Annotated in this window: 33 protein-coding genes and 2 tRNA genes; 25 read left to right on the forward strand and 10 right to left on the reverse strand. The window is 54.2% G+C overall.

Annotation, left to right across the window (positions count from 1 at the left end; all coding sequences use genetic code 11):
- Positions 1-5: 5 nt before the first annotated feature.
- Positions 6-668 (reverse strand): hypothetical protein, encoded by a 663-nt coding sequence (locus RUE5091_RS11155; RefSeq protein ID WP_058282077.1) that lies wholly within the window; start codon positions 666-668, stop codon positions 6-8.
- A 209-nt stretch (positions 669-877) separates the two neighbouring features.
- On the opposite strand from RUE5091_RS11155, the gene RUE5091_RS11160 reads away from it, so the two are divergent.
- Both RUE5091_RS11160 and RUE5091_RS11165 read left to right on the forward strand, forming a co-directional pair.
- A complete protein-coding gene (locus RUE5091_RS11160) occupies positions 878-1,204 on the forward strand; it encodes an antibiotic biosynthesis monooxygenase family protein (protein WP_058281993.1) in 327 nt (108 codons plus the stop codon).
- A gap of 65 nt (positions 1,205-1,269) precedes the next feature.
- The gene (locus RUE5091_RS11165; protein WP_058281994.1) at positions 1,270-1,677 is read left to right on the forward strand and encodes a universal stress protein; all 408 of its coding nucleotides are present in this window, start codon (positions 1,270-1,272) and stop codon (positions 1,675-1,677) included.
- Here RUE5091_RS11165 and RUE5091_RS11170 read toward each other — a convergent pair.
- Complete coding sequence (locus tag RUE5091_RS11170; protein WP_058281995.1) at positions 1,662-2,165, reverse strand: HugZ family pyridoxamine 5'-phosphate oxidase; 504 nt, start codon at positions 2,163-2,165, stop codon at positions 1,662-1,664. The two genes, RUE5091_RS11165 and RUE5091_RS11170, sit on opposite strands and share 16 nt — an antisense overlap.
- 43 nt (positions 2,166-2,208) lie before the next feature.
- Here RUE5091_RS11170 and RUE5091_RS11175 point away from each other — a divergent pair, with 43 nt between their 5' ends.
- The 3 genes from RUE5091_RS11175 (at position 2,209) to RUE5091_RS11185 (ending at position 3,519) form a co-directional block, all read left to right on the forward strand.
- Positions 2,209-2,712: an excalibur calcium-binding domain-containing protein gene (locus RUE5091_RS11175; RefSeq protein WP_243470764.1), complete on the forward strand. Its 504-nt coding sequence runs from the start codon at positions 2,209-2,211 to the stop codon at positions 2,710-2,712.
- 98 nt (positions 2,713-2,810) lie between these two features.
- The gene (locus RUE5091_RS11180) at positions 2,811-3,101 is read left to right on the forward strand and encodes a hypothetical protein (RefSeq protein WP_058281996.1); all 291 of its coding nucleotides are present in this window, start codon (positions 2,811-2,813) and stop codon (positions 3,099-3,101) included.
- Positions 3,102-3,165: 64 nt separating this feature from the next.
- On the forward strand, positions 3,166-3,519 hold the full coding sequence (locus RUE5091_RS11185; protein ID WP_058281997.1) for an MmcQ/YjbR family DNA-binding protein: 354 nt from the start codon (positions 3,166-3,168) through the stop codon (positions 3,517-3,519).
- Here RUE5091_RS11185 and RUE5091_RS11190 read toward each other — a convergent pair.
- Positions 3,516-4,223, reverse strand: coding sequence for an ORF6N domain-containing protein (locus RUE5091_RS11190; protein WP_058281998.1), 708 nt, complete (start codon positions 4,221-4,223; stop codon positions 3,516-3,518). The two genes, RUE5091_RS11185 and RUE5091_RS11190, sit on opposite strands and share 4 nt — an antisense overlap.
- A gap of 172 nt (positions 4,224-4,395) precedes the next feature.
- Between RUE5091_RS11190 and RUE5091_RS11195 the strand changes: the two genes are divergently transcribed.
- The gene (locus RUE5091_RS11195) at positions 4,396-5,064 is read left to right on the forward strand and encodes a DUF2971 domain-containing protein (protein WP_058281999.1); all 669 of its coding nucleotides are present in this window, start codon (positions 4,396-4,398) and stop codon (positions 5,062-5,064) included.
- A gap of 2 nt (positions 5,065-5,066) precedes the next feature.
- Here RUE5091_RS11195 and uvrB read toward each other — a convergent pair whose 3' ends face one another.
- On the reverse strand, positions 5,067-7,253 hold the full coding sequence (gene uvrB / locus RUE5091_RS11200; RefSeq protein WP_058282000.1) for an excinuclease ABC subunit UvrB: 2,187 nt from the start codon (positions 7,251-7,253) through the stop codon (positions 5,067-5,069).
- Positions 7,254-7,406: 153 nt separating this feature from the next.
- Here uvrB and RUE5091_RS11205 point away from each other — a divergent pair, with 153 nt between their 5' ends.
- The 3 genes from RUE5091_RS11205 to RUE5091_RS11215 all read left to right on the forward strand — a co-directional run bounded on the left by RUE5091_RS11205 (position 7,407) and on the right by RUE5091_RS11215 (position 8,462).
- Positions 7,407-7,718 (forward strand): ETC complex I subunit, encoded by a 312-nt coding sequence (locus RUE5091_RS11205; RefSeq protein ID WP_058282001.1) that lies wholly within the window; start codon positions 7,407-7,409, stop codon positions 7,716-7,718.
- 14 nt (positions 7,719-7,732) lie between these two features.
- Positions 7,733-8,209: a GNAT family N-acetyltransferase gene (locus RUE5091_RS11210; protein ID WP_058282002.1), complete on the forward strand. Its 477-nt coding sequence runs from the start codon at positions 7,733-7,735 to the stop codon at positions 8,207-8,209.
- Positions 8,210-8,385: 176 nt separating this feature from the next.
- A tRNA-Arg gene (locus RUE5091_RS11215) sits at positions 8,386-8,462 on the forward strand.
- Positions 8,463-8,591: 129 nt separating this feature from the next.
- On the opposite strand, the gene RUE5091_RS11220 is transcribed toward RUE5091_RS11215, so the two are convergent.
- Positions 8,592-8,891 carry a hypothetical protein gene (locus RUE5091_RS11220; protein ID WP_131726301.1) on the reverse strand — a complete coding sequence of 100 codons (300 nt, stop codon included), beginning with the start codon at positions 8,889-8,891 and terminating at the stop codon, positions 8,592-8,594.
- 118 nt (positions 8,892-9,009) lie between these two features.
- Between RUE5091_RS11220 and RUE5091_RS22635 the strand changes: the two genes are divergently transcribed.
- From RUE5091_RS22635 to RUE5091_RS11240, 9 genes are all read left to right on the forward strand, one after another.
- A complete protein-coding gene (locus tag RUE5091_RS22635) occupies positions 9,010-9,267 on the forward strand; it encodes a helix-turn-helix domain-containing protein (RefSeq protein WP_082643623.1) in 258 nt (85 codons plus the stop codon).
- Positions 9,268-9,682: 415 nt separating this feature from the next.
- Positions 9,683-9,776: transfer RNA gene (locus tag RUE5091_RS23255), tRNA-OTHER, on the forward strand.
- Positions 9,777-9,795: 19 nt separating this feature from the next.
- Entirely contained in the window at positions 9,796-9,957 is a 162-nt protein-coding gene (locus tag RUE5091_RS23260) for a hypothetical protein (protein WP_165590767.1), read from the forward strand.
- Entirely contained in the window at positions 9,950-11,008 is a 1,059-nt protein-coding gene (locus RUE5091_RS11225; RefSeq protein ID WP_058282004.1) for a hypothetical protein, read from the forward strand. The genes RUE5091_RS23260 and RUE5091_RS11225 overlap by 8 nt, the downstream gene beginning before the upstream one ends.
- Positions 11,001-11,165, forward strand: coding sequence for a hypothetical protein (locus RUE5091_RS23265; RefSeq protein WP_165590768.1), 165 nt, complete (start codon positions 11,001-11,003; stop codon positions 11,163-11,165). Before RUE5091_RS11225 ends, RUE5091_RS23265 begins: the two co-directional genes overlap by 8 nt.
- A complete protein-coding gene (locus RUE5091_RS23270; protein ID WP_165590769.1) occupies positions 11,158-11,313 on the forward strand; it encodes a hypothetical protein in 156 nt (51 codons plus the stop codon). The genes RUE5091_RS23265 and RUE5091_RS23270 overlap by 8 nt, the downstream gene beginning before the upstream one ends.
- Positions 11,310-11,621 carry a hypothetical protein gene (locus tag RUE5091_RS11230; RefSeq protein WP_058282005.1) on the forward strand — a complete coding sequence of 104 codons (312 nt, stop codon included), beginning with the start codon at positions 11,310-11,312 and terminating at the stop codon, positions 11,619-11,621. Before RUE5091_RS23270 ends, RUE5091_RS11230 begins: the two co-directional genes overlap by 4 nt.
- Positions 11,622-11,623: 2 nt before the next feature.
- Positions 11,624-11,812 (forward strand): hypothetical protein, encoded by a 189-nt coding sequence (locus RUE5091_RS11235; RefSeq protein ID WP_058282006.1) that lies wholly within the window; start codon positions 11,624-11,626, stop codon positions 11,810-11,812.
- Between the two features lie 4 nt (positions 11,813-11,816).
- The gene (locus tag RUE5091_RS11240) at positions 11,817-12,413 is read left to right on the forward strand and encodes a hypothetical protein (RefSeq protein ID WP_058282007.1); all 597 of its coding nucleotides are present in this window, start codon (positions 11,817-11,819) and stop codon (positions 12,411-12,413) included.
- A gap of 70 nt (positions 12,414-12,483) precedes the next feature.
- Here RUE5091_RS11240 and RUE5091_RS11245 read toward each other — a convergent pair whose 3' ends face one another.
- The 3 genes from RUE5091_RS11245 to RUE5091_RS11255 form a co-directional block, all read right to left on the reverse strand.
- Complete coding sequence (locus RUE5091_RS11245; protein ID WP_082643624.1) at positions 12,484-12,717, reverse strand: methyltransferase domain-containing protein; 234 nt, start codon at positions 12,715-12,717, stop codon at positions 12,484-12,486.
- A gap of 221 nt (positions 12,718-12,938) precedes the next feature.
- Positions 12,939-13,511: a carboxymuconolactone decarboxylase family protein gene (locus RUE5091_RS11250; RefSeq protein ID WP_058282009.1), complete on the reverse strand. Its 573-nt coding sequence runs from the start codon at positions 13,509-13,511 to the stop codon at positions 12,939-12,941.
- 477 nt (positions 13,512-13,988) lie between these two features.
- Positions 13,989-14,861, reverse strand: coding sequence for a bile acid:sodium symporter family protein (locus RUE5091_RS11255; RefSeq protein ID WP_058282010.1), 873 nt, complete (start codon positions 14,859-14,861; stop codon positions 13,989-13,991).
- A gap of 194 nt (positions 14,862-15,055) precedes the next feature.
- On the opposite strand from RUE5091_RS11255, the gene RUE5091_RS11260 reads away from it, so the two are divergent.
- The 4 genes from RUE5091_RS11260 to RUE5091_RS11275 all read left to right on the forward strand — a co-directional run bounded on the left by RUE5091_RS11260 (position 15,056) and on the right by RUE5091_RS11275 (position 18,335).
- Positions 15,056-16,066 carry an AraC family transcriptional regulator gene (locus tag RUE5091_RS11260; protein ID WP_058282011.1) on the forward strand — a complete coding sequence of 337 codons (1,011 nt, stop codon included), beginning with the start codon at positions 15,056-15,058 and terminating at the stop codon, positions 16,064-16,066.
- Positions 16,067-16,227: 161 nt separating this feature from the next.
- Entirely contained in the window at positions 16,228-17,094 is an 867-nt protein-coding gene (locus RUE5091_RS11265) for a cysteine hydrolase family protein (RefSeq protein WP_058282012.1), read from the forward strand.
- 48 nt (positions 17,095-17,142) lie between these two features.
- Complete coding sequence (locus RUE5091_RS11270) at positions 17,143-17,628, forward strand: YHS domain-containing (seleno)protein (protein ID WP_058282013.1); 486 nt, start codon at positions 17,143-17,145, stop codon at positions 17,626-17,628.
- Positions 17,629-17,765: 137 nt separating this feature from the next.
- On the forward strand, positions 17,766-18,335 hold the full coding sequence (locus RUE5091_RS11275) for a carboxymuconolactone decarboxylase family protein (protein WP_058282014.1): 570 nt from the start codon (positions 17,766-17,768) through the stop codon (positions 18,333-18,335).
- Positions 18,336-18,365: 30 nt separating this feature from the next.
- Here RUE5091_RS11275 and RUE5091_RS11280 read toward each other — a convergent pair whose 3' ends face one another.
- Complete coding sequence (locus tag RUE5091_RS11280) at positions 18,366-19,283, reverse strand: LysR family transcriptional regulator (protein WP_058282015.1); 918 nt, start codon at positions 19,281-19,283, stop codon at positions 18,366-18,368.
- A gap of 118 nt (positions 19,284-19,401) precedes the next feature.
- Between RUE5091_RS11280 and RUE5091_RS11285 the strand changes: the two genes are divergently transcribed.
- From RUE5091_RS11285 to RUE5091_RS11295, 3 genes are read left to right on the forward strand one after another with little or no spacing between them, the layout of a single operon-like run.
- A complete protein-coding gene (locus RUE5091_RS11285) occupies positions 19,402-20,028 on the forward strand; it encodes a pyridoxamine 5'-phosphate oxidase family protein (protein ID WP_058282079.1) in 627 nt (208 codons plus the stop codon).
- A 60-nt stretch (positions 20,029-20,088) separates the two neighbouring features.
- On the forward strand, positions 20,089-21,069 hold the full coding sequence (locus RUE5091_RS11290) for an alpha/beta fold hydrolase (protein ID WP_058282016.1): 981 nt from the start codon (positions 20,089-20,091) through the stop codon (positions 21,067-21,069).
- Between the two features lie 55 nt (positions 21,070-21,124).
- Positions 21,125-22,036, forward strand: a complete 912-nt coding sequence (locus RUE5091_RS11295; protein WP_058282017.1) for a PhzF family phenazine biosynthesis protein — start codon at positions 21,125-21,127, stop codon at positions 22,034-22,036.
- 318 nt (positions 22,037-22,354) lie between these two features.
- Here RUE5091_RS11295 and RUE5091_RS11300 read toward each other — a convergent pair whose 3' ends face one another.
- A complete protein-coding gene (locus tag RUE5091_RS11300) occupies positions 22,355-23,398 on the reverse strand; it encodes an IS110 family RNA-guided transposase (protein WP_058282018.1) in 1,044 nt (347 codons plus the stop codon).
- Between the last annotated feature and the right edge of the window lie 14 nt (positions 23,399-23,412).

Genomic DNA, 23,412 nt, shown 5'->3' on the forward strand with positions numbered 1-23,412 from the left:
GGACCTTAAAATTCGTTCCAAAGTGCGATTTTCAGACCGGTATCGCTGCGGGCATCCTTGCGTTCAAGGCCCACGACCCAGGTGGTTTTACTGTCTCGGGCGCGGATCATGACCGAAGGCCGTGCTCTCCAATGTAGTGAGCGGTCAGGGGCATAAGCTGTTTCGATCTGTACTAAAGGGTTCAATAGCCGATCCGAAGAAAGGCCCGCTGTGAAATCCAGCTTGCGGAACACTGCGTCGTGTGTGCGGTATTCCAGCGCTGTGTCGAGTGCAATCCAGCCGTTACCCCAGCTGGTCTGGAAGCCTTTGCCATAGGACAGCGTTAATTTATACATCGCCCAGGCCTGCAGTTGCCGATGGTGGGCGCCGGCCCCAAACTCGACGGCAAAACGACCCCATTTGTCGAAATCAGCCACAGGAATCCGCGCGAACAAAAGTGCGTGGCCGTAGTAATCGCGACTTTCATCAAAATCCAAGCCGATTGTCAGGTTTGGCCTATATCCATATTCCGCGTAGAGCGCTGTATTGTAGTCATAGCTGCCGTCGGGGTCTTTGAACGCGGTGATCGACGCTGCGGTAAAGGCCGTCCCCTGCTCGCGCAGCCAGGCACCTGGCCAGGCTGGGGCTGCGGAAAGCAGTAGTGACAGAAAAACAAGAACCCGGAACATGCGCGCAGTTTCCGCCAGCATGGTTAACGGTTGGTTAGTGATTTGTTTACTTCGCGGAAACCAGTGCGATCCATCGTGTCTTTAATGGAAACATGGCGGGTGAAATGCGCCCCAAAAGGAAACATATAAGGAGCCAAAGCGCCACAAAAGGAAACACGGGACGTTTCGGAAACCTGTGTTAAGCTGGTAAAAGAAAAGGGAGAATCCTGATGCCGAAGATTTCCAAGAACGCGAGCGTCCAGACAGTTATCACCACTTTTGAAATGACACCGGGTACCTGCCACGATCTGCTTGACGCGCTGACTGATGCCTATGCTGAGTTTATCTCGAAACAGCCGGGGTTCATTTCAGCCGGGTTGCATGTGAACGATGCGCAGACACGGATTGCCAACTATTCGCAATGGGACCGTCGCGAGGATTTTCTGGCGATGCTGAGAACCCCGGAAATGCGCGATCGCAATCGCAAAATAAATGAGATGTGCAAGAGCTTTGAGCCGGTGATGTATGACGTGGCCGAAACTTTTGGCGGTTCCTGACACAGATCAAAACCTTAATGGGTAAAAATGGAGAATATAGCTGAAGGAAAAAGGAGGCGCGCATTGTGTATCACAATATTCTAGTTCCTATCTCATTCGATGCTGAACGGGACATATCCGGTCCGATGAAGCTGGCTGAAATGCTGGCAACGCCGGACGCTCAGGTGACATTGTTGCATGTGGTGGAACATATTCCGGATTTTGCGATCTCATATATGCCGCCGGGATATCTGACCGAGGCCCGCAAGGCGATTCAGAGCGAGCTGGATGACTTGGCGGCCAAATTGCCCAACGCCAAGGGTGTGGTGGTCGAAGGACATTCCGGGCGCACGATTCTGGATTGGACGGAAAGCAATAAACCTGACCTGATCATCATGGCATCGCATCGTCCGGGTATGCAGGATCTTTTGCTGGGCTCCACCGCAAACCATGTCGTCCGTCATGCCGCCTGTGCGGTTCACGTGGTGCGTTGATCGGGCCACAGATCGGCCGGGGCAAGGCGCCACGCCTTGCCGAACCCACCATTCAGTACGGCCTCTGAAACGGCGAAGCGGACAAATCTGAAATCGGTGAAATCCACATAGAGTTTTGCTTTGGGTCGCAAGGCAAGATACCGCGAACGCAAAGTGGTATGTTCGGCGCTGTCACGTGATACGAACATGGCCGTGACATGTAATGTCAACCGGGGATGGGATAGCGGGTCGCCGGTGTCGCCGGGTTCTCCGATCAACAGCGCGCAGTTCGGATTTGCACCCAAGGCCGCCGTATGATCCGCCAATGCCGAAATCAGTGTCACAGGCATGCCACTCCCGTCGGTGGCCAGGGCGACCCGTGAAACCGAAGGCAACTCAAGATCTGGCCGCAAGGTCGCCAGCGCGCCACTGGAGGCGCCTTCGATCAAGTCACGCGCCAGAGTTCGAGCCGTTTTGTCGACTGGACGAAAAGGGGTGTGCTGGCTCATGTTGTGCTAGATTCCGTCTGCTTCGCATATACAGAAGATAGTCTTGTCTTCATCCCTGCGCGAGGGCTTGATTTGGGACCAATTCCGGTCTCGGATTAGCCACAAACTCAGGGTAACAGGGGCCATGTTGCCAGAAAAACCCACGCTTGAAATTGAACCCTCGGCCCCGAAGGTTTCGCGACGTCAGAAACGGGCCGACGCGCTGCGCAAGCGCGCGCTGTCGCCGGTGCGGATCATCCTCATGGTCCTCATGCTGCCGTTGACGACAATGGCTATCGCCGTCGGGGTCTATTTGCGAACGTCTGAATTCAAACACGAAGAGGCTTTGGTGCACTTGATTGCCCTCGCAGGGTGCGGCGCAGTTGAAACCATTGTATCGGGACCTTTCATTGAGGGTCGGCCAGGATACCATCCGCGTAACGACCCCGATGGGGATGGCGTGGCCTGCGATATCCGAAGGCCTGCGGCCGGACAAAGCGCGGTGTCACAAACGGCCGAAACTCCTAGATCACGAAGCGTCGGAAACGCCAAATTCGTGCGGCCCTGACCCGTTTCTAAGAGAATCCTTGTCTTTGTGATACACTGCGCCCGACGTGCCGTTTTGGCCGTCCATGGGGGGGCATCGCCCAGATAGCGAGGAAAATCATGTTTGCACGCATTACCCAATATAAAATGAAGACTGGCACGCGCGACGAAGCGACGGCAAAGCTGAATGACCTGAAAGCCGAGATTATGGGCATGCCGGGCATGCATTGCTTTACCAATGTGATGAACGAGGATGGCAGTGGCTTTGTGGTCTCTGTGGTTGAAAACGAAGAAACCTCGAATGCAAACGCGCCCAAAGTGGCAGAGATTTGGGGGCAGTTTGCAGAATATCTGGAGGGCCCACCAACGCCCGTGGGGTATGACGTGGTTGCACATTGGCACGCGGGATAAGGTCTTGAGGTTTGGGCAACCGTAACAGGTTGCCCTTGTCAGGATTGAACGCCAAGATCGGGCCATGACCCGAGACGAATTCAACGCATTTTGCGCCAATCTCAAAGCCACCACCCATGTGGTGCAATGGGGTAATGCGGATGTGTGGAAGGTGGGTGGCAAGGTCTTTGCGATCTGCGGCTGGAACGATGGCAAAGATGCGTTCACCTTCAAGGCCACCGATCTGGCCTTTGAGGTTCTTGATGATGAGCCCGGTATCCGCCCAGCGCCTTATCTGGCCTCGCGGGGGATGAAGTGGTTGCAGGTCTACGAAGAACGCGGGATGAGCGATACTTCCCTGCGCGAACATATTGTGACGTCTTATGATCTGGTTGTGGCCAAGCTGACCAAGAAGGCGCGGGCCGAATTGGGGGTTTAACCCTTCATCGCGTGCAGCAATTCCAGCAGCCTTTTGCGGTCGTCATCATCGGCGTAGTCGCCGGTCGCCAGACGCTGCGCAATGTTCAGGCGCAGGCGTTCGTGCTGAGTGCGCACCTCTTCACCTGCGGTCTCAGCCAGCGTTTTCATGATCACCGCCACGGCCTGTTGCCGCTTGGTGGTGGGGTTGGCGATGTAATCGACCAGGCTTTGCTGCCCGGAATCGAGGATGTTTTCGGCCAGATTGCGCAGTTGGTCCCCATTGGGCAGCAGCGGGGCAGGGGCGTCTTCGGGCGGCAGGATTTCCGGCAGGCTACGCGGGGTCTCGGCCAGTGCATTTGCGCCGTCGACGAAGGCCTCAGTAATCATCCGTGTGATCTTGATCGCGCGCGGATCCTTGAACAGGGCCGAGGCGATGGCCACGCCGTAATCCGTATAGACCCACGGATTGACCCGCCGCCCGCCGCGGCCTTTGGGTTTTGTGATCACATTCTGTGATTGCAAATCGGCGACCTCGGCATCGGTCAGCTGAAAGCGGTAGCCGTCGAACAGGTCCTTGTTGCGCGAGACGGCCTGATTGAAGGCGCTGACGGATTTTCCGTAGAACTGAGCCAGATCCTCGGCCAGCACCACGCGGGTGCCGCGCACCCGGTGAATGGCGCTTTGGACTTCATGCGTGCTGGGCAAGGTGTTTGGGTTCGTCATGGCAACCGTTTGGAATCACAATTTGTGATTTCAAACGTGGGGGAAGGAGCGCAGGGCTGCAAGTTTGAAGTGTAGGGTATTGGTGCCACATCGGCGTTCACCACAAGATTCATTATGCACTTGCTGGTAAGAGAATTTACTGAGAGTTGGGCATTGTAGCACAATTTAGTGAATGATACCTGAGTTCGACTCAATCAAAGCGGGAAAGACAAAATTGGCCACAAACATAATTAATCGTTACACATCTTTGGCTTCGGCTGTAAATTTATTATCGGAACGAAAGTTAACTCTGCTTGACCCAAATACTTGGGACGACAAAAATGATGTCCACTATTTAGATCGTTACAAAAAGGCAGTTTCGGCAAAAAGCGTTTATGCACTTTGCCTTTCAAGGGCAGGTCAGACTTACCACCATTGGCGTGTTTTCGCTGGCGGTCCTGATGGTGTGTGTATCAGTTTTTTTGAAGACAAATTGAAGGAGAGCTTCGAATGGGACCCACGCGTTGAGTACCAAGACGTCGAATATCTTTCGATACGTGAAGCGCGTTCACGCGTGCCACTGGAAGACGATGACTTAAAGTTTGTAAAACACTCACGCTACAAACCGGAACAAGAAACTCGAGTAGTGTTTACAGATAAACGGGCTAAAACTGAGTTTCCCAGCTACGATATTGATCTTGACGCAGTCAAACGTATTACTCTCAGCCCGTGGCTTTCCAAGCCACTTGTTTCCTCTATGAGGAAGCTGCTCAAGAGCATAGATGGTTGCAGAGACCTAGAGGTCTACAGGTCGACACTGACTGACTTTAAAGATTGGAAGGCACTAGCGGATAGACGTTGAAATCACCTCTTCCGCCGCTTCACATTCCCACCCCTCTGCCCCGGCCTGCCTGCCGTTGAACGTCCGCGCGATTTCACTGCGTCTTCCGAGGCTTTCTCGACCGCCCATTGGCGCGCCATGGGGTCGTCGGCGACGGCCAGATCGACCGCTTCCAGACGTTTGATCTCATCGCGGATATTGGCGGCCTCTTCAAATTCCAGATTCTCGGCGGCTTTGCGCATCTGGTCGCGCAAACCGTCCAGATGAGCCTCAAGATTGGCGCCGTGCATCGGTTTGTCGATGGTGGCGGTGACGCGGTTCATGTCGACGTCGCCCTCGTAGAGACCGGCCAGAACGTCCTCGACGTTCTTTTTCACCGTCTCAGGCGTGATGCCGTGTTCCTCGTTATAGGCGAGCTGTTTGGCGCGGCGGCGGTTGGTCTCGTTCAGCGCGCGTTCCATGCTGCCGGTGACCTTGTCGGCATACATGATCACCCGACCATCGGCGTTTCGCGCGGCGCGACCGATGGTTTGAACCAGAGAAGTCTCGGACCGCAAGAAACCCTCTTTGTCCGCGTCCAGAATGGCGACCAGCCCGCATTCGGGGATGTCGAGCCCTTCACGCAGCAGGTTGATGCCGATCAGCACGTCGAATGCTCCCAAGCGAAGGTCGCGCAGGATTTCGATGCGTTCAAGCGTATCGATATCCGAGTGCATATAGCGGACCTTGATGCCCTGTTCGTGCAGGTATTCGGTCAGGTCTTCGGCCATGCGTTTGGTGAGCGTCGTGACCAGCGTGCGATAGCCATCGGCGGCGACCTTGCGCACCTCATCCAGCAGATCGTCGACTTGCATGGAGACCGGGCGGATTTCGACCTCGGGGTCCAGCAGGCCTGTGGGGCGGATCACCTGTTCGGTGAAGACGCCGCCGGTCTGCTCGATCTCCCACTTCGCCGGGGTGGCCGAGACGAAAACGGATTGCGGGCGCATGGCGTCCCATTCCTCGAACTTCAACGGACGGTTGTCCATGCAGGACGGCAGGCGGAATCCGTGTTCGGCGAGTGTGAATTTGCGGCGGTAGTCGCCCCGGTACATGCCGCCGATCTGCGGCACGCTGACGTGGGATTCGTCGGCGAAAACAATCGCGTTGTCGGGGATGAATTCGAACAGGGTTGGAGGCGGCTCACCCGGTGCGCGACCGGTCAAATAGCGCGAGTAGTTCTCGATCCCGTTGCAGACACCGGTGGCCTCAAGCATTTCCAGATCGAAGTTGGTGCGCTGTTCCAAACGTTGCGCTTCCAGCAGTTTGCCTTCGCCGACCAGTTGATCCAGCCGGGTGCGGAGTTCCTTTTTGATGCCGATGATCGCCTGCTGCATGGTCGGTTTCGGCGTCACGTAGTGCGAGTTCGCATAGACCCGCACCTGTTCCATATTTGCGGCGCGCTCACCGGTCAGCGGATCGAATTCGGTGATGGTTTCCAGCTCTTCGCCGAAAAACGAGAATTTCCAGGCGCGGTCCTCAAGGTGGGCGGGCCAGATTTCCAGGGAATCGCCACGCACCCGGAAAGACCCGCGCTGAAACGCCTGATCGTTGCGGCGGTATTGCTGGGCCACCAGATCGGCCATCACCTGCCGCTGGTCGTATTCGCTGCCGACCTTCAGGTCCTGCGTCATCGCCCCATAGGTCTCGACGGAACCGATACCGTAGATGCAGGACACCGAGGCCACGATGATCACGTCATCGCGCTCCAACAGCGACCGCGTGGCCGAGTGGCGCATGCGGTCGATCTGTTCGTTGATCTGGCTTTCTTTTTCGATGTAGGTGTCGGACCGCGCGACATAGGCCTCGGGCTGGTAGTAGTCATAGTAGGACACGAAGTACTCGACCGAGTTTTCAGGAAAGAACCCTTTGAACTCACCATACAACTGCGCCGCGAGCGTCTTGTTGGGCGCAAGGATGATGGCAGGGCGTTGGGTTTCCTCGATCACCTTGGCCATGGTGAAGGTCTTGCCCGTCCCGGTCGCACCTAAAAGCACCTGATCGCGTTCACCATCGAAGATACCGCCGGTCAGTTCCTTGATTGCTGTCGGCTGGTCGCCTGCCGGCGCAAATTCAGTATGCATGACGAATTCCTTGCCGCCCTCCAGCTTCAGGCGCGCGCGGACGTCTTCGGCAGTCAGCTGGGTCTTGTCGGAATGAGCATAGGCCATAGGGGGAGATTCCTTTCGCGCCTGATTTTGATCTGTTTTTGTTCTTGTTCAAGGGGGCATTTCCAAATACCAAAATTGCGACAATTGCGGACTTGTCCACGCCGCCCGCCTGACGCATAAACATTCCCAGCCAAGTGAGTACGGAGAGGCGACATGCGCGCACGGATTTACCAGCCTTCACGAAACGCGATGACCTCGGGGATGGCCAAGACCCGCAAGTGGGTTCTGGAATACGCCCCCGCGTCGGCGCGCGAGGTCGATCCGCTAATGGGCTGGACCTCGTCCAACGACACGCAGACTCAGGTGCGCCTGAAATTCGACACTAAGGAAGAGGCGTTGGATTACGCCAAGGATAACGGGATTGATGCGCAGGTGAGCGAACCACACAAGCGCAAAGCCAATCTGCGCGCCCGTGGCTATGGTGAGAATTTTGCCACAGATCGGCGCGGGCCCTGGACGCATTGATCGGAATACATTGAATGATCGACATCCGAGAGGCTGACCCAGGGGCAGAGGATTTGCGCCCGATCATTCAGGCACATCTGGCCCATAGCTGGGACGCGACTCCACAGACTTCGAACCACACGCTCGACGTTGACGCGCTTCGCGAGCCTGGCATTCGATTCTGGGCGATTTACGAGGACGATGCACCGTTGGGATGTGGTGCTCTCAAGGCATTGCCCGATGGTACGGCCGAGGTGAAATCGGTGCATATCCTACCGCAAGCCCGCGGCCGCGGTTTGGCACGCACGATGATGGATCATCTGGCGAATTTGGCCCGATCCGAAGGTGTTTCGGCTTTGGTTCTAGAAACCGGGGCTGCGCTTCTGACGGAATATGACGCAGCGCGTAAACTCTATGAAGCTTTGGGCTATTCCTATTGCGGGCCAATTTTTGGTTACGAGGCCGACCCGAACAGCGCCTTCATGCGCTTGGGTCTTGAACCCCGCCCGTAAAAACCGCAAGAAGGGCGCAGCGGTCCCTTAGCTCAACTGGATAGAGCGACAAAAACCCCCTGTTTTCCACCAAATTCCCCAGTTATTTGATTTTAAATGATAAAGTTTTGGTATGCAAACCAAGTGAATACCAAGTTGACTTATCTGACGGCATTGTTCAATAACGGTTAAACTGCGCCCACGTAATTCAACTGGATAGAATATCCGACTTCTAATCGGGCTGTTGGGGGTTCGAGTCCTCCCGTGGGCGCCACTTCATTCAACAAAAGTGCCGCCCTTGTTGGATTCCCCTTGCGTAGTACGGTAACTTCTCGGAAAGACGAGGCGAACTAGATTGGAGTTTGAGTATTGTGGACTGCAACAGCAACACACAGCTAGACCCTCATCGATACGTCTCGAATAATTTGCGCATGTGAGTAAAGAACTGTCCTTGTTGAACTCTGTATGCACGCGCCGTTTGTTGAAACCAAATTTGATCTTCTTCCAAAACCTTAAAGTGAAGCTGGCCTGTATATGGCGAGCGGGATCTACCATTCTTGGCTTCAGGTTTTTGGCGATCCAAAAACCCTCGCACCAAGGGTGCAATTCGCTCTATGCCGTCCGGTCGATCTCTCAAACGCGCCTCCAAAGCATCAAGAATCTGGTTCAGTTGCTCACTCGAGAGTTGCTTGTCGCCCGCCATCGATTGTTCCTGCCTTTTCTGCCGCATCGCTCCAATGATCTCCTTGTAAGATAAAAAAAGAAAAATTCATAGTATACTTCGTGGACGAAAGGTGTGACTTGCGCGAACTCTCCCAACTATGGAGCAATCGCGTATCAACATATTTTTAAAAGCCTTTGCTGCTGTATTGCGTCGCGAACGGCGATCAAGGAGACTTACTCAGCAAGAATTGGCGCGAATGGCCGGCAAGAGTGTGCGCTACGTATCATTTTTAGAAACCAACCGACATCAGCCGACTTTAGAGACGTTGAAACTCCTGAGTGATGCGCTGGGTCTAAGCGTCAGTAGTTTTTTAAAAAAAGTGGAAGATGAGGCTGAAAAATCTAATGTCGATTGAGACGTTGTTGGCCTAACTTAGATCGAATCCCGACTATGTGTTTGTTGTTTAGTTACGCGTTTTTTTGGGTTGAAAATACACAAAGCCTCCGATCAAAAAGGATAGAGCAATACCACCCCTGCGATGGCTGGATCACAATTAGGGGATCCCAAGGCGAGGGTCCGAATTGCATTCAGCTGATCAAGAGAAGCTGGTCTAGCAAACTGATTGCGCCAGCGTGTGAGTTGGTCGCAAATTCGAACCTCTGCGGTAAGGGCTTATTTTGTTTGACCGGAACTACGCGGTGAAACTCGAAGTGCAGCACACTCCGTCTTGACATGGCGATACGAACTGGTTCAGTTTCGGCTCATGACATACACACGCATCCACTGCCATCGAATATCGGCCTGAGGTCGATAACCCACGCGAAACCCGTGGGAGGCAGCATTGGTATGCGGGCGAGGCTTATATCCTTGTAATTGCTCCAGATTAGAGTGCACGAGTCGGTTCGATTCCGACGCCTCCTACCATCCTCAGGAGGTGTCCGACATGGCGGACGAAGTCACGAACGCAATTGATTTCAACGATATCAAGCAATCGGTCGAGAGGAACCTCGGACGCACACCCGAAGGCTGGTCCGGCTTGCCAGATCTCGAGAGGGGTCTTCCATCTCAACAAGACCAAGTTCTGGAGAATGTGACTGATGGATGATGTCGAAAAGAGCTGGAAGGAATTCCGGGAAAAGGTTCGAGGTGTGATCGAGGACCATGGAGCTCCAGATGATCTCCGCTCATTTGACGCCTGGCACGCCGAAGAGATGCGTTTGGTGATGGCGCACAACTACCCAGCTCCGCACGTCTCTGACGTCACATGGTCGACCGAGGGTCTGCATGTCGAGTGTGATGACCGCGAAGTGGTCGACCGTGTGATGACTGCTATGGCGGAGGTTTCACACGATCTCAAAGAGGCGCGGGCCCGGAGGTCAGTGATGAGCAGTGTTGTCGACTGGAACGATATTCATGGAAGCGTCTTCAAGCAGCTTGGTGAGCATCGTGCCGGGTGGGCGGAGCAGCTTACGCTTGCACTTGAGAAAGTGAAGAGGTTGATCGACGAGCAGCCCGAGCTGTTTGGCGATGAACGCCCGTCCATCGTTCAGATCAAACAGAAATGGGGAGGCTTGCGCGTCTATGAGGGCCCGGGCTGCAACCAGGCTACGAGTGAAGAGATTCAATGGCGTGTCGATGAGATTGAGCAAACTTGTGAAGGTTGTTCTAATTCTGCCCAACGTCAGCATGTTCAGGGCTTCGTGACGACTCTGTGCAGCTGGTGCTACAATGCAGAGCTGCGTCGTCGTTACGATTGCGCACCAGCATCCTGGCCGCAATCTCTGGAGCTGGACATTGCGGCAAACTATCCGGACCTCGTTTCCGCAGATTGCGCATCTCTTGTTCCTGCGGTCGGCCCAGGCTGGCTCATGATGATTTCGCTAGCACTCCACAAGCTTTCCTTCAGTCAGGATTTCAAGGCACTGGACCCTGGAACTATTCACATCTCGGATATTAAGAAAGGCCAGGATGGCAAGATTTCCATCGGTTTCAGTCGATACCACGATCTCATTCAGGAGTACGCTGACTGGATGGAATTTCGATGCGGTGTGACTTGTGAAGAGTGCGGCCACGTAGGCGATATCGTTCGGACAACTGACAAATCACAAGTGCTCTGTTCTCACTGTTACTGTACTCGGGAGAAGTCTGATGGGTGATGATGACGACGTTGAGCTGGATGAACAAACCTTGCGTTTGCTTAGGCTTCGGGAGGCTGAAATTGCGGCCGGTCGAGCAAAACTAACCAAGCCGATCTCTGCGGATGAGATCCGGTCGCGAAAGGTGCCTGATCCGAAGGGTAAGCCAGATGAGTGACGAGACTACAGAAGAGGAAATCCCAATTTTCGTAATCTGCGAGACTTCGGTGAACGGCCAACTTCGAGAGATTGAAGGAAAAGAGATCACTGTAAAACCAAACAAGATCTTTGTCTTGACGATCAGTGTCGAGGATGTTGAGCGATGACAGATGATTTTTCAGAAGAAGAGATCTTCGGGCGCCCGTTACAGGATGTTCCTCTGGATGACTTGATTGCGGAACTTCAATCCCGTCGTAAAGAGGGGCCGGAAGTCTGGCTAGCATTGCGCAAATTGATTTTCGAGCAAATCGCCGATTTTGCAAAACGTCCGCCGGATGCGCCAAAGTGGCGGGACGAGTGGGTCAAAGAGAACAACTGGAATTTAGTGACTGACGACGATGATGTCGAAATCACTGAAGGCAGTGGCAACGTTTTTGACGACCTCGGGATCGAAGACCCCAGGAATAAGTCTTAGTGATGGAGCTAGAGCATTTCAGCTTGATCTTATCCGCCGTGATCATTGTCGCGTTGGCGATCTACGTCATACACATCGTCCGCACTGCTGGAAAAGATCGCGAAGTCGATCTAGAGCAAGTGCAAAGGATCATGCGAGATCTGGACTACAACCACCTGGACCGAGTGATGAACCGGCTAAGGAAGGGGTAGCGGGATGTTGAAGGTGGTTGTCTATGTCGGCGAAAACGAGGTCGCTCGAGCCATTGCTGAGAACGCTTCAGATCTGGCTGACGTGTCTGATTACGATATCCGCATGAATGAGAGGGCATCTGAACAGCTCGGTGTTGAAGAACGAGGCCTTGGCGGTAGAATCGAAGACCACCCACGAAATCAAACTGTTTGGTCGCTTGTTCGCAAGATCGCAGACCTTTGGCTTGCAGGGACTGGTGCTGGTGAAGAAAGCGCTCAGGCAAAGCTGCTGCCGTTGATCCGTGAGTCCATTCGCGAACCAGACGAGAGGATCGAAAAGGAATCGAGCCAGAATGACGATTGGAATGCTGTGATCCAACAGATTTCTGATGACGAGCCATATTCTCTGGGCTTCTACACTAACAAATTTGAGTCGTGGACAGCGGACGAGATTGAAGCTCTTCGATGTGATGTGGTTGAAACAGCTACTGAGGAAGAACTAGCGGCCGAGGTCGAACGCCGGCGAAGAGCTGGTCTAGTGCCCAAAGAGGCCTCGAATGATGGCTTCTCAGATCTGGTTGATGATTTCTGGGGCAAACTCGATACAGACCCAGACCGCTAGAACAGCTTACCTGCCGCCCTTACCCAAAAGAAGTCTATGAAGACTGTCGTTGTAGTAGTGCGCGCTTCTTCTAAGCGCCTCCCGTCATGTCAGCGCTTGGGTCGATCCCGATGACATAGCCATCCGAGCCGACTGCGCGGGCCAACTCCGCTGTTAACATCCCGTTGCCACAACCGACATCCAAAATAGTTTCACCAGGAGCCGGGCGCAGCGCATCAAATGAAGCCTGTCTTCGCCGTGTCAATTCAGCTCCCTGATAGGCGATTTCAAGCAATCTCGTTGTTTCAGCGTCAAATTTAAGCAACTCGCTCCCCTTACAAAGACCACATGTCCCCAAAACCTTATCGAAAATGGGTTATCTAGGAAAAGCAGGGCGGATCATCGAGGTTTGAACATGGATCTACCAAAATAACTGAAGGTGCCGACTGGTATCGACGAATTGGTTAACCTCGGGAGAAAAGGCCGCTTCTGCCGCGATATAGGGCCAGCTTTTTGTCGTCGTTCGAAAGTTCGAGCAACATCAATTCAAGGGATGTCGAGGCCGTTCTCTCGTCCGAAATCGGTATAGAAGCTGTCACTTCGGTAGCGGTTTAAAGTGGCTTCGTCCGCATCTCTTGGATCAGTGCCAGGGCTTTGAACACCTGTTCCTTCTATGAAGCGGTTCACGAGATTGAAGACACCGCAGACCTGGATAGCATCGAACAGCGCGCTCTCTGACCAGCCTGCCGCGTAGACTGCTTTTGCGTCGGCTTCTGTCATTCGGGATGGCGAGACAGTGAGCTTTTCAATGTATGCCAGCAATGGTTTGAGACGATCTTCGACTGGCGCCGTATCGCGGTCTTCCATCAGTGCCTCGATTGTCTCGACCTCAATGCCGTAGGCTTTGGCGAAAACGATGTGCGCCCCATGGCAATACGCACAAGCATTCAAGCCAGAGACATAGGCTGCAATCAATTCACGTTCAGCAACCGAGAGGTCGCTCTCGCCCCTCATCACCAAGCTTTCGTACGCGCAGAGTGGAGAAAGCTTGTCTGGAAAGGCTTGATAGACACTTCCCAGCGTCGCGTTCTCCGGCAGAGATGGAAACAGGCGTTTCATTCAATTCTCTTTCAATCTTGCTTTGGATCACTTCGTCTCAAAATGAGGAACCAACGTTGTTTACGCAACCTTAACGCAATTCCGGGTTCCGCACAGAATTTCCGTTGGAACACTAAGAACGGCAGATTTGCCTAACGAGACCCCAGCAAGTTCGTCGTTTGGTTAAAGGCAATTTCATTTGAGCCGTCTCGCAAGTCTTCAAAGTATGGATTGAGCTCAAAACCGGGGCTTCACATCCAAGCGTGGTGACTTCCGCCTTGCGGACAAAACTGACCTTGGAGTCTACACCTTCGCTGACGCAGGATCCACCGCACTGGCAGCAACAGTTTTTCCCTTCAACAAGGAAAATCGCCAAAGCGGCCTTTCCACAGAGGGCTTGGGAGCTCCTTGATCGCTCTTTGACCAGATGGCGCTCCGACATGGAAACTAAGGGACGTGGCCCAGCCCATAACCAGAGCTGGCAAATAGGCGTCAGGATCATAAAATTGGGCTTCTTCGCGCAAGGAAAGCGAACACAGGCAACATTGTTACGATCCAGACCACGCTATAAATTGCGGATGGGATGGCATATTCGCTTAACCCATTGGTGTTAGGCAACAGCAAGGTGGCAATTGCGATCCCCAAAGCTCCGTTTTGAACGCCGGTCTCAATTGAAATCGTCTTCGCCTCGATGTCTGTGCATCCGAGCATCCCTGAACTCATGATGCCAATAAACGTGAGTGACGCACCTACAACCAAAAGTGCGGGTCCAAGCCTAAGGAAGTTATCCGCGACCACCACCCAGTTTGAAATGATCGCGCCTCCAATGACCAGTGCAAAAAGTAGCATAGAGACCTTGCCAAAGACTGGTTCGACAGCGGCTACAATCCGCGGCGCCAATGACCGCGCGGTCACCCCGACTAGGATTGGAGAAGCTGTTAAAAAAAACATTGCTAAAGCCGTCGAAGAGATGTCGATAGCGGGCGCAGTTGCCCCCATGAACATCTGCATCGAAAACCCCAGGATAAGCGGTACGGTAACGACACAAGTCAGACTGAAGACTGCTGTAAGAGTAACGGACAAAGCAACATCCCAATTCGAAAGCTTGGTTACGATGTTACTGATCGCCCCGCCCGGACAGGCCGCTAAAATCATAATGCCAACGGCTGTCTCGGCGGAAATCCCAAAGATAAAGATCACCATCAAAGCGATGCAAGGCAGCAAAATGATCTGGTTGAGAGCCCCGACGCAAAAGGCACGTGGACGTCGTCCGATGCGTTGAAAGTCGGCCGCCGTGAGTCCGAGGCCAAGGCAGAACATGATGACAACAACTGCGAGCGGCAGCAGCACAGATATAAAAATTTCGCCCATCTATCATGACCTCTATGACTGCTTGCTACCGCACGCTTTCGGACGATACCGTTCAGAAAACCTGATGACGAGTTTTATCAGTTTGGCGCATTTATCCTCAAGCGCCCGAAGATCGAGGCTGTCTTTATTTATTATACCTATCACAGGGTTGGACGATCTGGTGTGAAAGAGCTTTCCAGTGCTAATCTCACTGTATGGCAAGTGTAACTTACGCATTCGCCCGCGCGATGGCCAACGCCGCCGGGATGACGCTGAACGACGATGGCGCCCTGATTTCGAATGGCGCTGTCGTGCTGCGTTTACCAGAAGCTCAAGACGGCCAATTGGCGGATGATGCGTATTTCGATTTGATAGATTGGATTCGTGCGCAACAAGCGGACGAGGCCGCGTTGGTTGAGGCCTATGCAAACGCGATTGCGACCGATGATCTCGGCGTACTTGGCTTGGCCGTTAAGACAGCTCCGACCTTGCGGCAATCATTGCAACGGATCGAGCGCTATTTTCGTCTCGTCACGGACACCGCAGTTTACAAACTTGATGAAACCGGCGACCCGGTTCTTTGGATTTTTGAAGGACAAACACCACATCGCGCCGCCTTGGAGCTGCGCAACGAATGCGCGCTTGCGGCCTTTGCGAGGAACATGCATCGGTTTGTGGGTGATGGGTTGTCGCTCGCATATGTCACGTTTCAGCATGCATGCAGACAAGAGCCAGAACATTACGCCGAATATTTCGGGTGCCCGGTTCGATTTGGGAGCGCCCACAACGCCATTGCTATGCGCCCTGCTATGCTGGAAAGCGAAAATCGTCTTGGCGATCCGGGCTTGTCAGATTTCATGACGAAGCACCTGGATGAGGAGTTCAACTCTCGCGATGACGACACCTCACTGAGCCAAGCAATTGTCCACCGGCTTACGCCAGCCCTAAGTGACGGCGCACCGCAGGCGGCGCATGTCGCCCAAGAGATGGGAATGAGCGAGCGCACTCTTTACCGCAGGTTGGCCGAAGAAGGGCTGACCTATCGCGACGTTCTTGGTCAGGCACAAGTTGCACTCGCTCGTGACCTGCTCCGTGACGGTAAGGCTTCCATAGCCGAGATCGCCTTTATGACCGGGTTTTCGGAACAGAGCACGTTCAGCCGCGCCTTCAAGCGCTGGGTTGGCCAGGCTCCGGCACGATTCAGGCAGCAGGCGACCTCCGACTAGGCACACACCTCAAGACCACATGGCAGGTTCGGCCAAAACCTTGGCAGGGCGGGCCGATACCTCAATCGATGTGGCGCCTAACTTCTTCTTTGTCAGATCCACCTGGGGCGCTCCCGAGTAAAGCAAACCCATTTGCCCCTCTCAGACAAAGGAAATTTTCAATGAGCAATCATGACCACAAACATGGAGCAAGCTGCGCTTGCGACGTCACGCCCGAACGCGTTGATATGGCGCGCCGGCGACTCTTGCAACAAGCCGCCGGTGCGGCCGCGGCAGGTACAACAATAGTGGCTGGCGGGCAGGCCCTTGCCGCGACCGACGAAGCACGCGCCTACTATGCTGACCCGGAAAATCCAGGCCTTCCCCAAATCGACATGACCATTGAGCCGGGGCGTACTGCGCTTGTGGTGACCGACCCCCAGATTGATTTTTTGTCAGAGGACGGTGTGACGTGGGGTGTCGTTGGCGAAAGCGTGACCGAACAGGGCACGGTCGACAATATCGAACGGCTTTTCATTGCCGCCAAGGCTGCGGGGATGCCGGTCTTCATCTCGCCCCACTATTACTACCCGCATGACCACAAGTGGGAGTTCGAGGGCACTCTGGAAGCCACGATGCACAGCATCGGCATGTTTGACCGCCTGGGACCGCTCAATTTGGACAACTTCGAGGGCTCAGGTGCCGACTGGATGCCGCAATACAAGAAGTACATCGAGGATGGCGAAACCATCATTTGCTCGCCACACAAGGTTTACAGCCCTGCTCAGAATGACCTGAACCTGCAATTGCGTAAACGCAAGATCGACAAGGTGATCCTCGCGGGGATGTCGGCGAACCTGTGTACGCAGGCGCATCTCTACGAGCTGCTGGAGCTGGGCTACGAAGTCGCTGTCGTTCGCGATGCCACAGCCGGGGCCAAGGTGCCTGAAGGTGACGGGTATCTCGCCGCCATAATCAACTTCCGAATGGTCGCCAACGGCGTCTGGTGGACCGACGACGCGGTTGAGCGCATTGGCCAATCGGCCTGACCCAAATCGATCTTCAAATTTGATCCTGACATCCTGAAAGGACATATCATGACACGCATCTTTACATTTACCGCACTTACAACAGCGTTGACTCTCGCCCTGGCGGCGGCGGCATTGGCTGACGATGAATACAACGTTTCGAACAGTCTTACCTTGACCGGGCAGCCCCTCGGCATGCATGGCGTCGATCCTGTGTCGATGTTTGAAGCCGATAATCCTGAGATGGGCAACGCCACTTACACGTCGACCCATGATGGTGTGGACTACTATTTTGCGTCGCAAGCGGCGCAAGCTACATTCGAAGCGGATCCGGCGGCACATCTGCCTCAATTCGGCGGGTTCTGCGCCTTTGGCGTCTATGTAGGCAAGAAGCTTGATGGCGATGTTCGGTATGCCGATATCGTGGACAACAAGCTCTATCTCTTTGTGAATGAGGACATCTTCAAGAAGTACCTTGAGGACAAAGAGACCGTGATCCAAGGCGCCCATGCCAAGTGGACAGACATCCACCACACGCCTGTCGGCAGCCTTTGATCGAGGAATTTGGTGGCTTTTGCCGGTCGGAGCCACCGCTGCCTCTCCCCTCCCCAAAAGGCCGGCATTTCTCCAAGACGCCCTGTCCGCAATGACAATTCGCGTGCGTCGAAAACTCTTCCCAAAGGAAACCAGACATGACTGATTTTGAGACCTATACAATCGCCTCCGCCCCAGATGCGGCGAAACCAATTCTGGAAGCATCGCTGAAAGGGTATGGCTTTGTCCCCAACCTTTATGCCGCCATGGCCGAAGCTCCCGCAATTCTGGAAGGCTACACAACACTTTCCAGCATCTTCGGGAAGACCAGCCTGTCAGAGACTGAGCGCCAGATAATACTGATGACTAACAACCGGTTAAACGGGTGCAAGTACTGCATGGCCGCCCATACCACGCTTTCGCAGATGGCAGGAGTCCCCGAGGACGTCATCGCAGCACTACGCGATGGCAGCCCTATCGCCGACCCCAAATTGGAAGCACTGCGCAAATTCGTCATCGTGATCAACGAAAGCCGAGGCTGGCCCAGCGACGCACAGGTCGAGGCGTTTCTGACGGCTGGCTATACCCGCCAGACCATGCTGGAAGTCATCCTTGGCACAGCGTTGAAAATCCTGTCGAACTATACGAACCATGTGGCGGAAACGGCTTTGGATGATGCGTTTGTCCCAAATGCATGGACCGCCTCATCCGCGGCGGCGGCTGAATAGCGCGATTTTGCCTAATTGTTGGTCTTGCGCTTAGGCCTGAGTTTGGTTCTGGCCAATAAGGGAATCCGATTTGAGACGTTCGACCGCAAAATCAACAAAAGCGCGTACCTTCGCAGACACTGTTCGACCCTCTTGATGCACAAGATGGATGGGAACCTCGGGTGGCTCATATGACTTCATGACAGTCTTGAGCCGCCCATCTGCAATGTAGGGTGCCACCTGATACGACAAAAGCCGTCCGATCCCATGACCTTGCAACGCCAACTCAATCACGGCGTCATTAGTATTCATGCTGATGCGTGGGTTCACTCGTTTGGTTATGCTCTTTCTACCGCTTTGAAAATGCCATTGGGCGGATGCATTCAGGGCAGTAGAATTAATGATCGCGTGGCAGGACAAATCATCCGGAGTTTCAGGTTTGCCATGCGATTCAAGGTAAGATGGCGACGCAAATAGTATCTGATTTACCGCACCGCACCTAACGGCCATCAAACTGGAATCAGCGAGGTTGCCAATTCTGATACCAACGTCGAGACCCTCATCAATCAGATTTACTACGCGGTCCACATAAAGCGTGCGTGCCGATAGCTTCGGATAAAGATCCAGAAATTCGCCCAGAAGCGGAGTGATGAACATACGACCAAACAAGACCGATGCGGTGACACTTAGTTCCCCGGTGGGTTCGGCATAGGAACCGAAAGCGGCGCGCTCGGCCTCTTCAAGATCAGCCAAAATACGTCTGGCATCCTCAATAAACCTTTGTCCACTATCAGTCAGCATCACCGAGCGCGTGGTGCGCACAAAAAGACGGATCCCCAGGCTGTCCTCAAGCATGGAAACCATTCGGGTCACTGTTGGCGGTGACATGTTGAGGTGGCGGGCCGCCGCGGCAAAACCTTTCAACTCGGCCACCTTCACAAAGACGTTTAGCGCGTGAAATCGGTCCACAGCATTATTCCACTTTTTGGAATAATATATTGCCAAGTATCTGAATTCCGCAACATAGAAGCTCTGATTAACTTCACCTCAGTCCCAGGGCATCGCCCAGACCGAGATGGAGAATTCAATGGCACGACCCTTTGCAGAGATCAGCTTCACGCCTTCCGTGCGCGAAACGCAGGCCAAAAATGGTTCAGCGAACGGCTACGCGAAGTTTCTGGAAGGCACCCGTCACGAGGACCTGATCAGCCCGATTGAGGCCAGCTTCATCGCGCAAAGGGACGGCTTCTATCAGGCCACGGTCTCAGAAACCGGCTGGCCTTATGTGCAATTCCGCGGCGGTCCAACGGGTTTTCTGAAAGTGTTGGATGAACGGACACTTGCCTATGCCGATTTCCGCGGCAACCGGCAGTATCTCAGCACTGGGAATCTGCTGGGCAATGACCGCATCTCGCTGATCCTGATGGACTACCCCAATCAGAAGCGTCTCAAGATCTGGGGTCGGGCGATGATCATTGGTGCCGAGGACGATCCGGCCTTGATGCAGCGCCTGAGAGCGCCGGACTATCGCGCTGACCCGGAGCGGGCGGTTGTGATCAAGCTTGAAGCGATGGACTGGAACTGCCCGCAGCACATCCCCCAACGCCTGACCTTTGAAGAGTTTGAAGATTATCTGGCCCCGTTTCGCACTGAGCTGGCAGCGCTGAAAGCACGAAACGCAAGGCTCGAAGCGTCGCTCGGACAGCAAAACTGACCCGTGTCAATCCTGGCGTGTTCAGACGCGCCCCCCGTAACCCAATGAAAGGAAACACCCATGTCGCGCAATTTGAAATCCATCCTGAGCGCCAGCATTCTCGCGCTTTCAATCGCTGCACCAATTGCACTAGCTCCTGCAATCGCAGCAGGGACCGGAATTGAGGCCACGCGGGCCGTCTATTTCCGCACCGAACAAATCGACGAAGTCAGTATCGCTTATCGTGAGGCCGGAGATCCGAGCAGGCCCACCGTCCTGCTGCTTCATGGCTTTCCGACTTCCTCGCATATGTTCCGTAACCTTATCCCGGAACTGGCCAAGAACTACCACGTGATCGCGCCCGATTTCCCCGGATTTGGCGGGTCGGACATGCCGATGGCCGAAAACTTCGAGTATTCTTTCGCAAATATCTCTGGAATGATGACGGCGCTGCTCGACCGGAAAGGTATCGATCAATACGCGGTCTATCTGATGGATTACGGTGCCCCGGTTGGTTTCCGTATGTTTGCGGAACAACCCGAACGGGTCACTGGCTTTATCATTCAAAACGGGAATGCTTATGAAGAAGGGCTGCGCGAGTTCTGGGATCCCATCAAAGCCTATTGGGCCGAGCCATCGCAAGAGAATGGCGACCAGCTTCGTGGATTCCTCACTCTAGATGCCACCAAATGGCAGTTCACCCACGGAGTTCAAAAACCCGAGTTGATCAGCCCGGATAACTATTGGCACGTCCAATACCTGCTTGACCGCGATGGCAATCAAGAGGTGCAACTTGAACTCTTTCTGGATTACGGCACCAACGTTGCCGAGTACCCAAAATGGCAAGCGCTGTTTCGCGAACATCAACCCCCGACGCTGCTGATGTGGGGCAAAAATGATCACATCTTTCCGGTCGAAGGCGCCTATCCCTATCAACGCGATCTGAATGATCTCGAGTTTCATCTGCTCGATACGGGACACTTTGCACTCGAAGAGTATGGGCCCGAGATTGCAGCGCAGATGACCGCCTTTCTGAACCGCATCACCACCGCTAGCAACTGACGTGGAACTGGCCGCACCGCGCTCAAAGGTGCGACCTCACGCATGGAGTAAGTCAATGAATACGCAAACAAATACTGCCGTAGAGGTAACAGTGGAAATCGTACACGGCTTTGTCGACGGTGGCGCCGGAGGAAATCCCGCAGGCGTCGTCCTGGACGCTGATGAATTGAGCGAACAGGATATGCAAGCCGTTGCGGCAAGGGTTGGATTGTCCGAAACGGCCTTTGTCTCTCGGTCTGAGACTGAAGGCTTCAAACTTGATTTCTTCACACCAAACCGGCGCATTGCTCATTGCGGTCACGCAACAATCGCCGCCTTCTCGCGCCTTGATGCGCTAGGCCGGATTCCCAATCCCAACACCTCGAAGGAGACGGTTGATGGGCCGAGGCGCATACTCATGAAAGAAGGTGCCGCCTATATGGAACAACTGGCCCCAAAATACGCGATACCAGAGGAATGGGCGGAAAAGGGTGTAAGCATCGACGAAGTACTGAACTCCCTTGGGATCAGCAGACATCAACTTGATCAGGAGATCCCACCGGTTTTGGTCAATACCGGCAACAGTTTCATTGTTATCGGCCTCGCTTATGCCGAAGGTCTTGCCAAGGTGAAACCAGATTTCGCCAAAATCACACAAATCAGCGAACAACTGGATCTGATCGGCTATTACGTCTTTACAACAGACCCATCAGCGACCAACCGAAACGCGACAACCCGCATGTTTGCGCCCAGATATGCGATTGAAGAAGAAGCCGCGACGGGGATGGCTGCGGGGCCTTTAGCGTGTGTATTGCACGACTTTGTCGGATCATCTCAACGATCATTTCAAATCGAACAAGGGGTGTTTATGAACCCGGCGAGTCCGAGCCTGATAAAAATCGATCTGGAAATCGATAATGGAACAATCTCTGGCCTCATGGCAGGTGGTTTCGGCAAAGTCATGTGCTCGCGTCGAATTGTTTTCTAGCGTGGCGCTCGCGGCGAATGGCGGGCTGCAACGCAGCAACGACGCCCATCGGGCGACGTCCGAATTGGGCCGTCCGCTGAATTTTGCAAAGTTCTCTATCTGCGGTTTCGATTTCAAGGGCGGATTTAGGTCGCATCGGGCTCATGGTTCTCTCCGGGGTCGAACGAGCCGCCCCACAATGGCGTTGGTGACGGGATGCCTTCCAAAAGTCCGCTGCGAAGTCGCCTTTTAAGGCGCATCGACTTTGCATCACGAGGTCATCCGGTCTCCGTCCCGATAGGACCAGTTTCCGCAGTTTGCGGAACTCTGTGTTTCAAATCATGCGGGCAAAGCCTCCTTTGTCCAGGCAAACTCGGTCCCATCTCGCCAAAGCCGGGTCAGGATGACCGCCATCTTGCGCGCAGTCGCGACCGTCGCTTTTTTGAGCCCTTTGCGTTGCACAAGCCGCATTGCCCAACCCTTCAACGGGCTGAACTTTGCGACCCGTTGGATGAGTATGTTCGCAGCCTCATAAAGCAGCTTGCGCATGCTTTGGTCACCGCGTTTAGAAATACGACCGGACCAATCGGTTTCGCCTGATTGGTAGCGTCTCGGCGTCAATCCTAGATACGCACCGACATCCACCGCACGCCGGAAACGTGTTGCGTCGTCAATGGTGGCAATAAAGCTCAGGGCTACGATAGGCCCAACCCCAGGCACGCTTGTCAGGCGCCGTGCCAGTGGGCAATCCTTTGCATATTTTTGGATCTCGGCATCAAGGTCGGTGGTCTTATGGCAGACTGTTTCATGCACCTTGATCATCGATGCGAATACGACCTCGAGGATCGGATCACCGGAAACAATCTCGCTCAGTTGATCGCGGAAGTCGCGTCGGCTCCGTCCTTTACGCACAACGCCAAGACGGATGCCGAAGGTTTTCAAAATGCCGCGCGCCTGACCTTCGATATCCATGCGGATGCGAACCAGACGTTCGCGGGCTGACAAGAGCAGGCGCAGCCGGTCGCTGTTCTCACTTTTGATATGTACCTCGCGATACCAGCCGGTTCGCGCCAACTGAGCTAGCGCCTCCGCATCCGAGCGATCTGACTTGTTCATACGAGCCGACAGAGCTTTGTGTGCCGCACGGGCGTCAATACACACCACCGGCACGCCACGGCGATCAAGCTCGCGTGAGAGCCAAATGGACAGCGGCCCAGACTCATGCACGATCCGTTCAACGCAGTCAGCATTTAGATAAATCGTCTTGATGATCTCATCCGGGTCAGTCGAGCACTCACCCTCAAAAACGCGCGTGCCATCCTCTTGCAGAACACACACTGCGCAATTGGTCAGGGACACGTCTAAGCCAACATAGTTTTTCATGGCTGTCTCTCCTT

The sequence above is a fragment of the Ruegeria denitrificans genome (assembly GCF_001458295.1).
GTDB classification, from domain to species: domain Bacteria; phylum Pseudomonadota; class Alphaproteobacteria; order Rhodobacterales; family Rhodobacteraceae; genus Ruegeria; species Ruegeria denitrificans.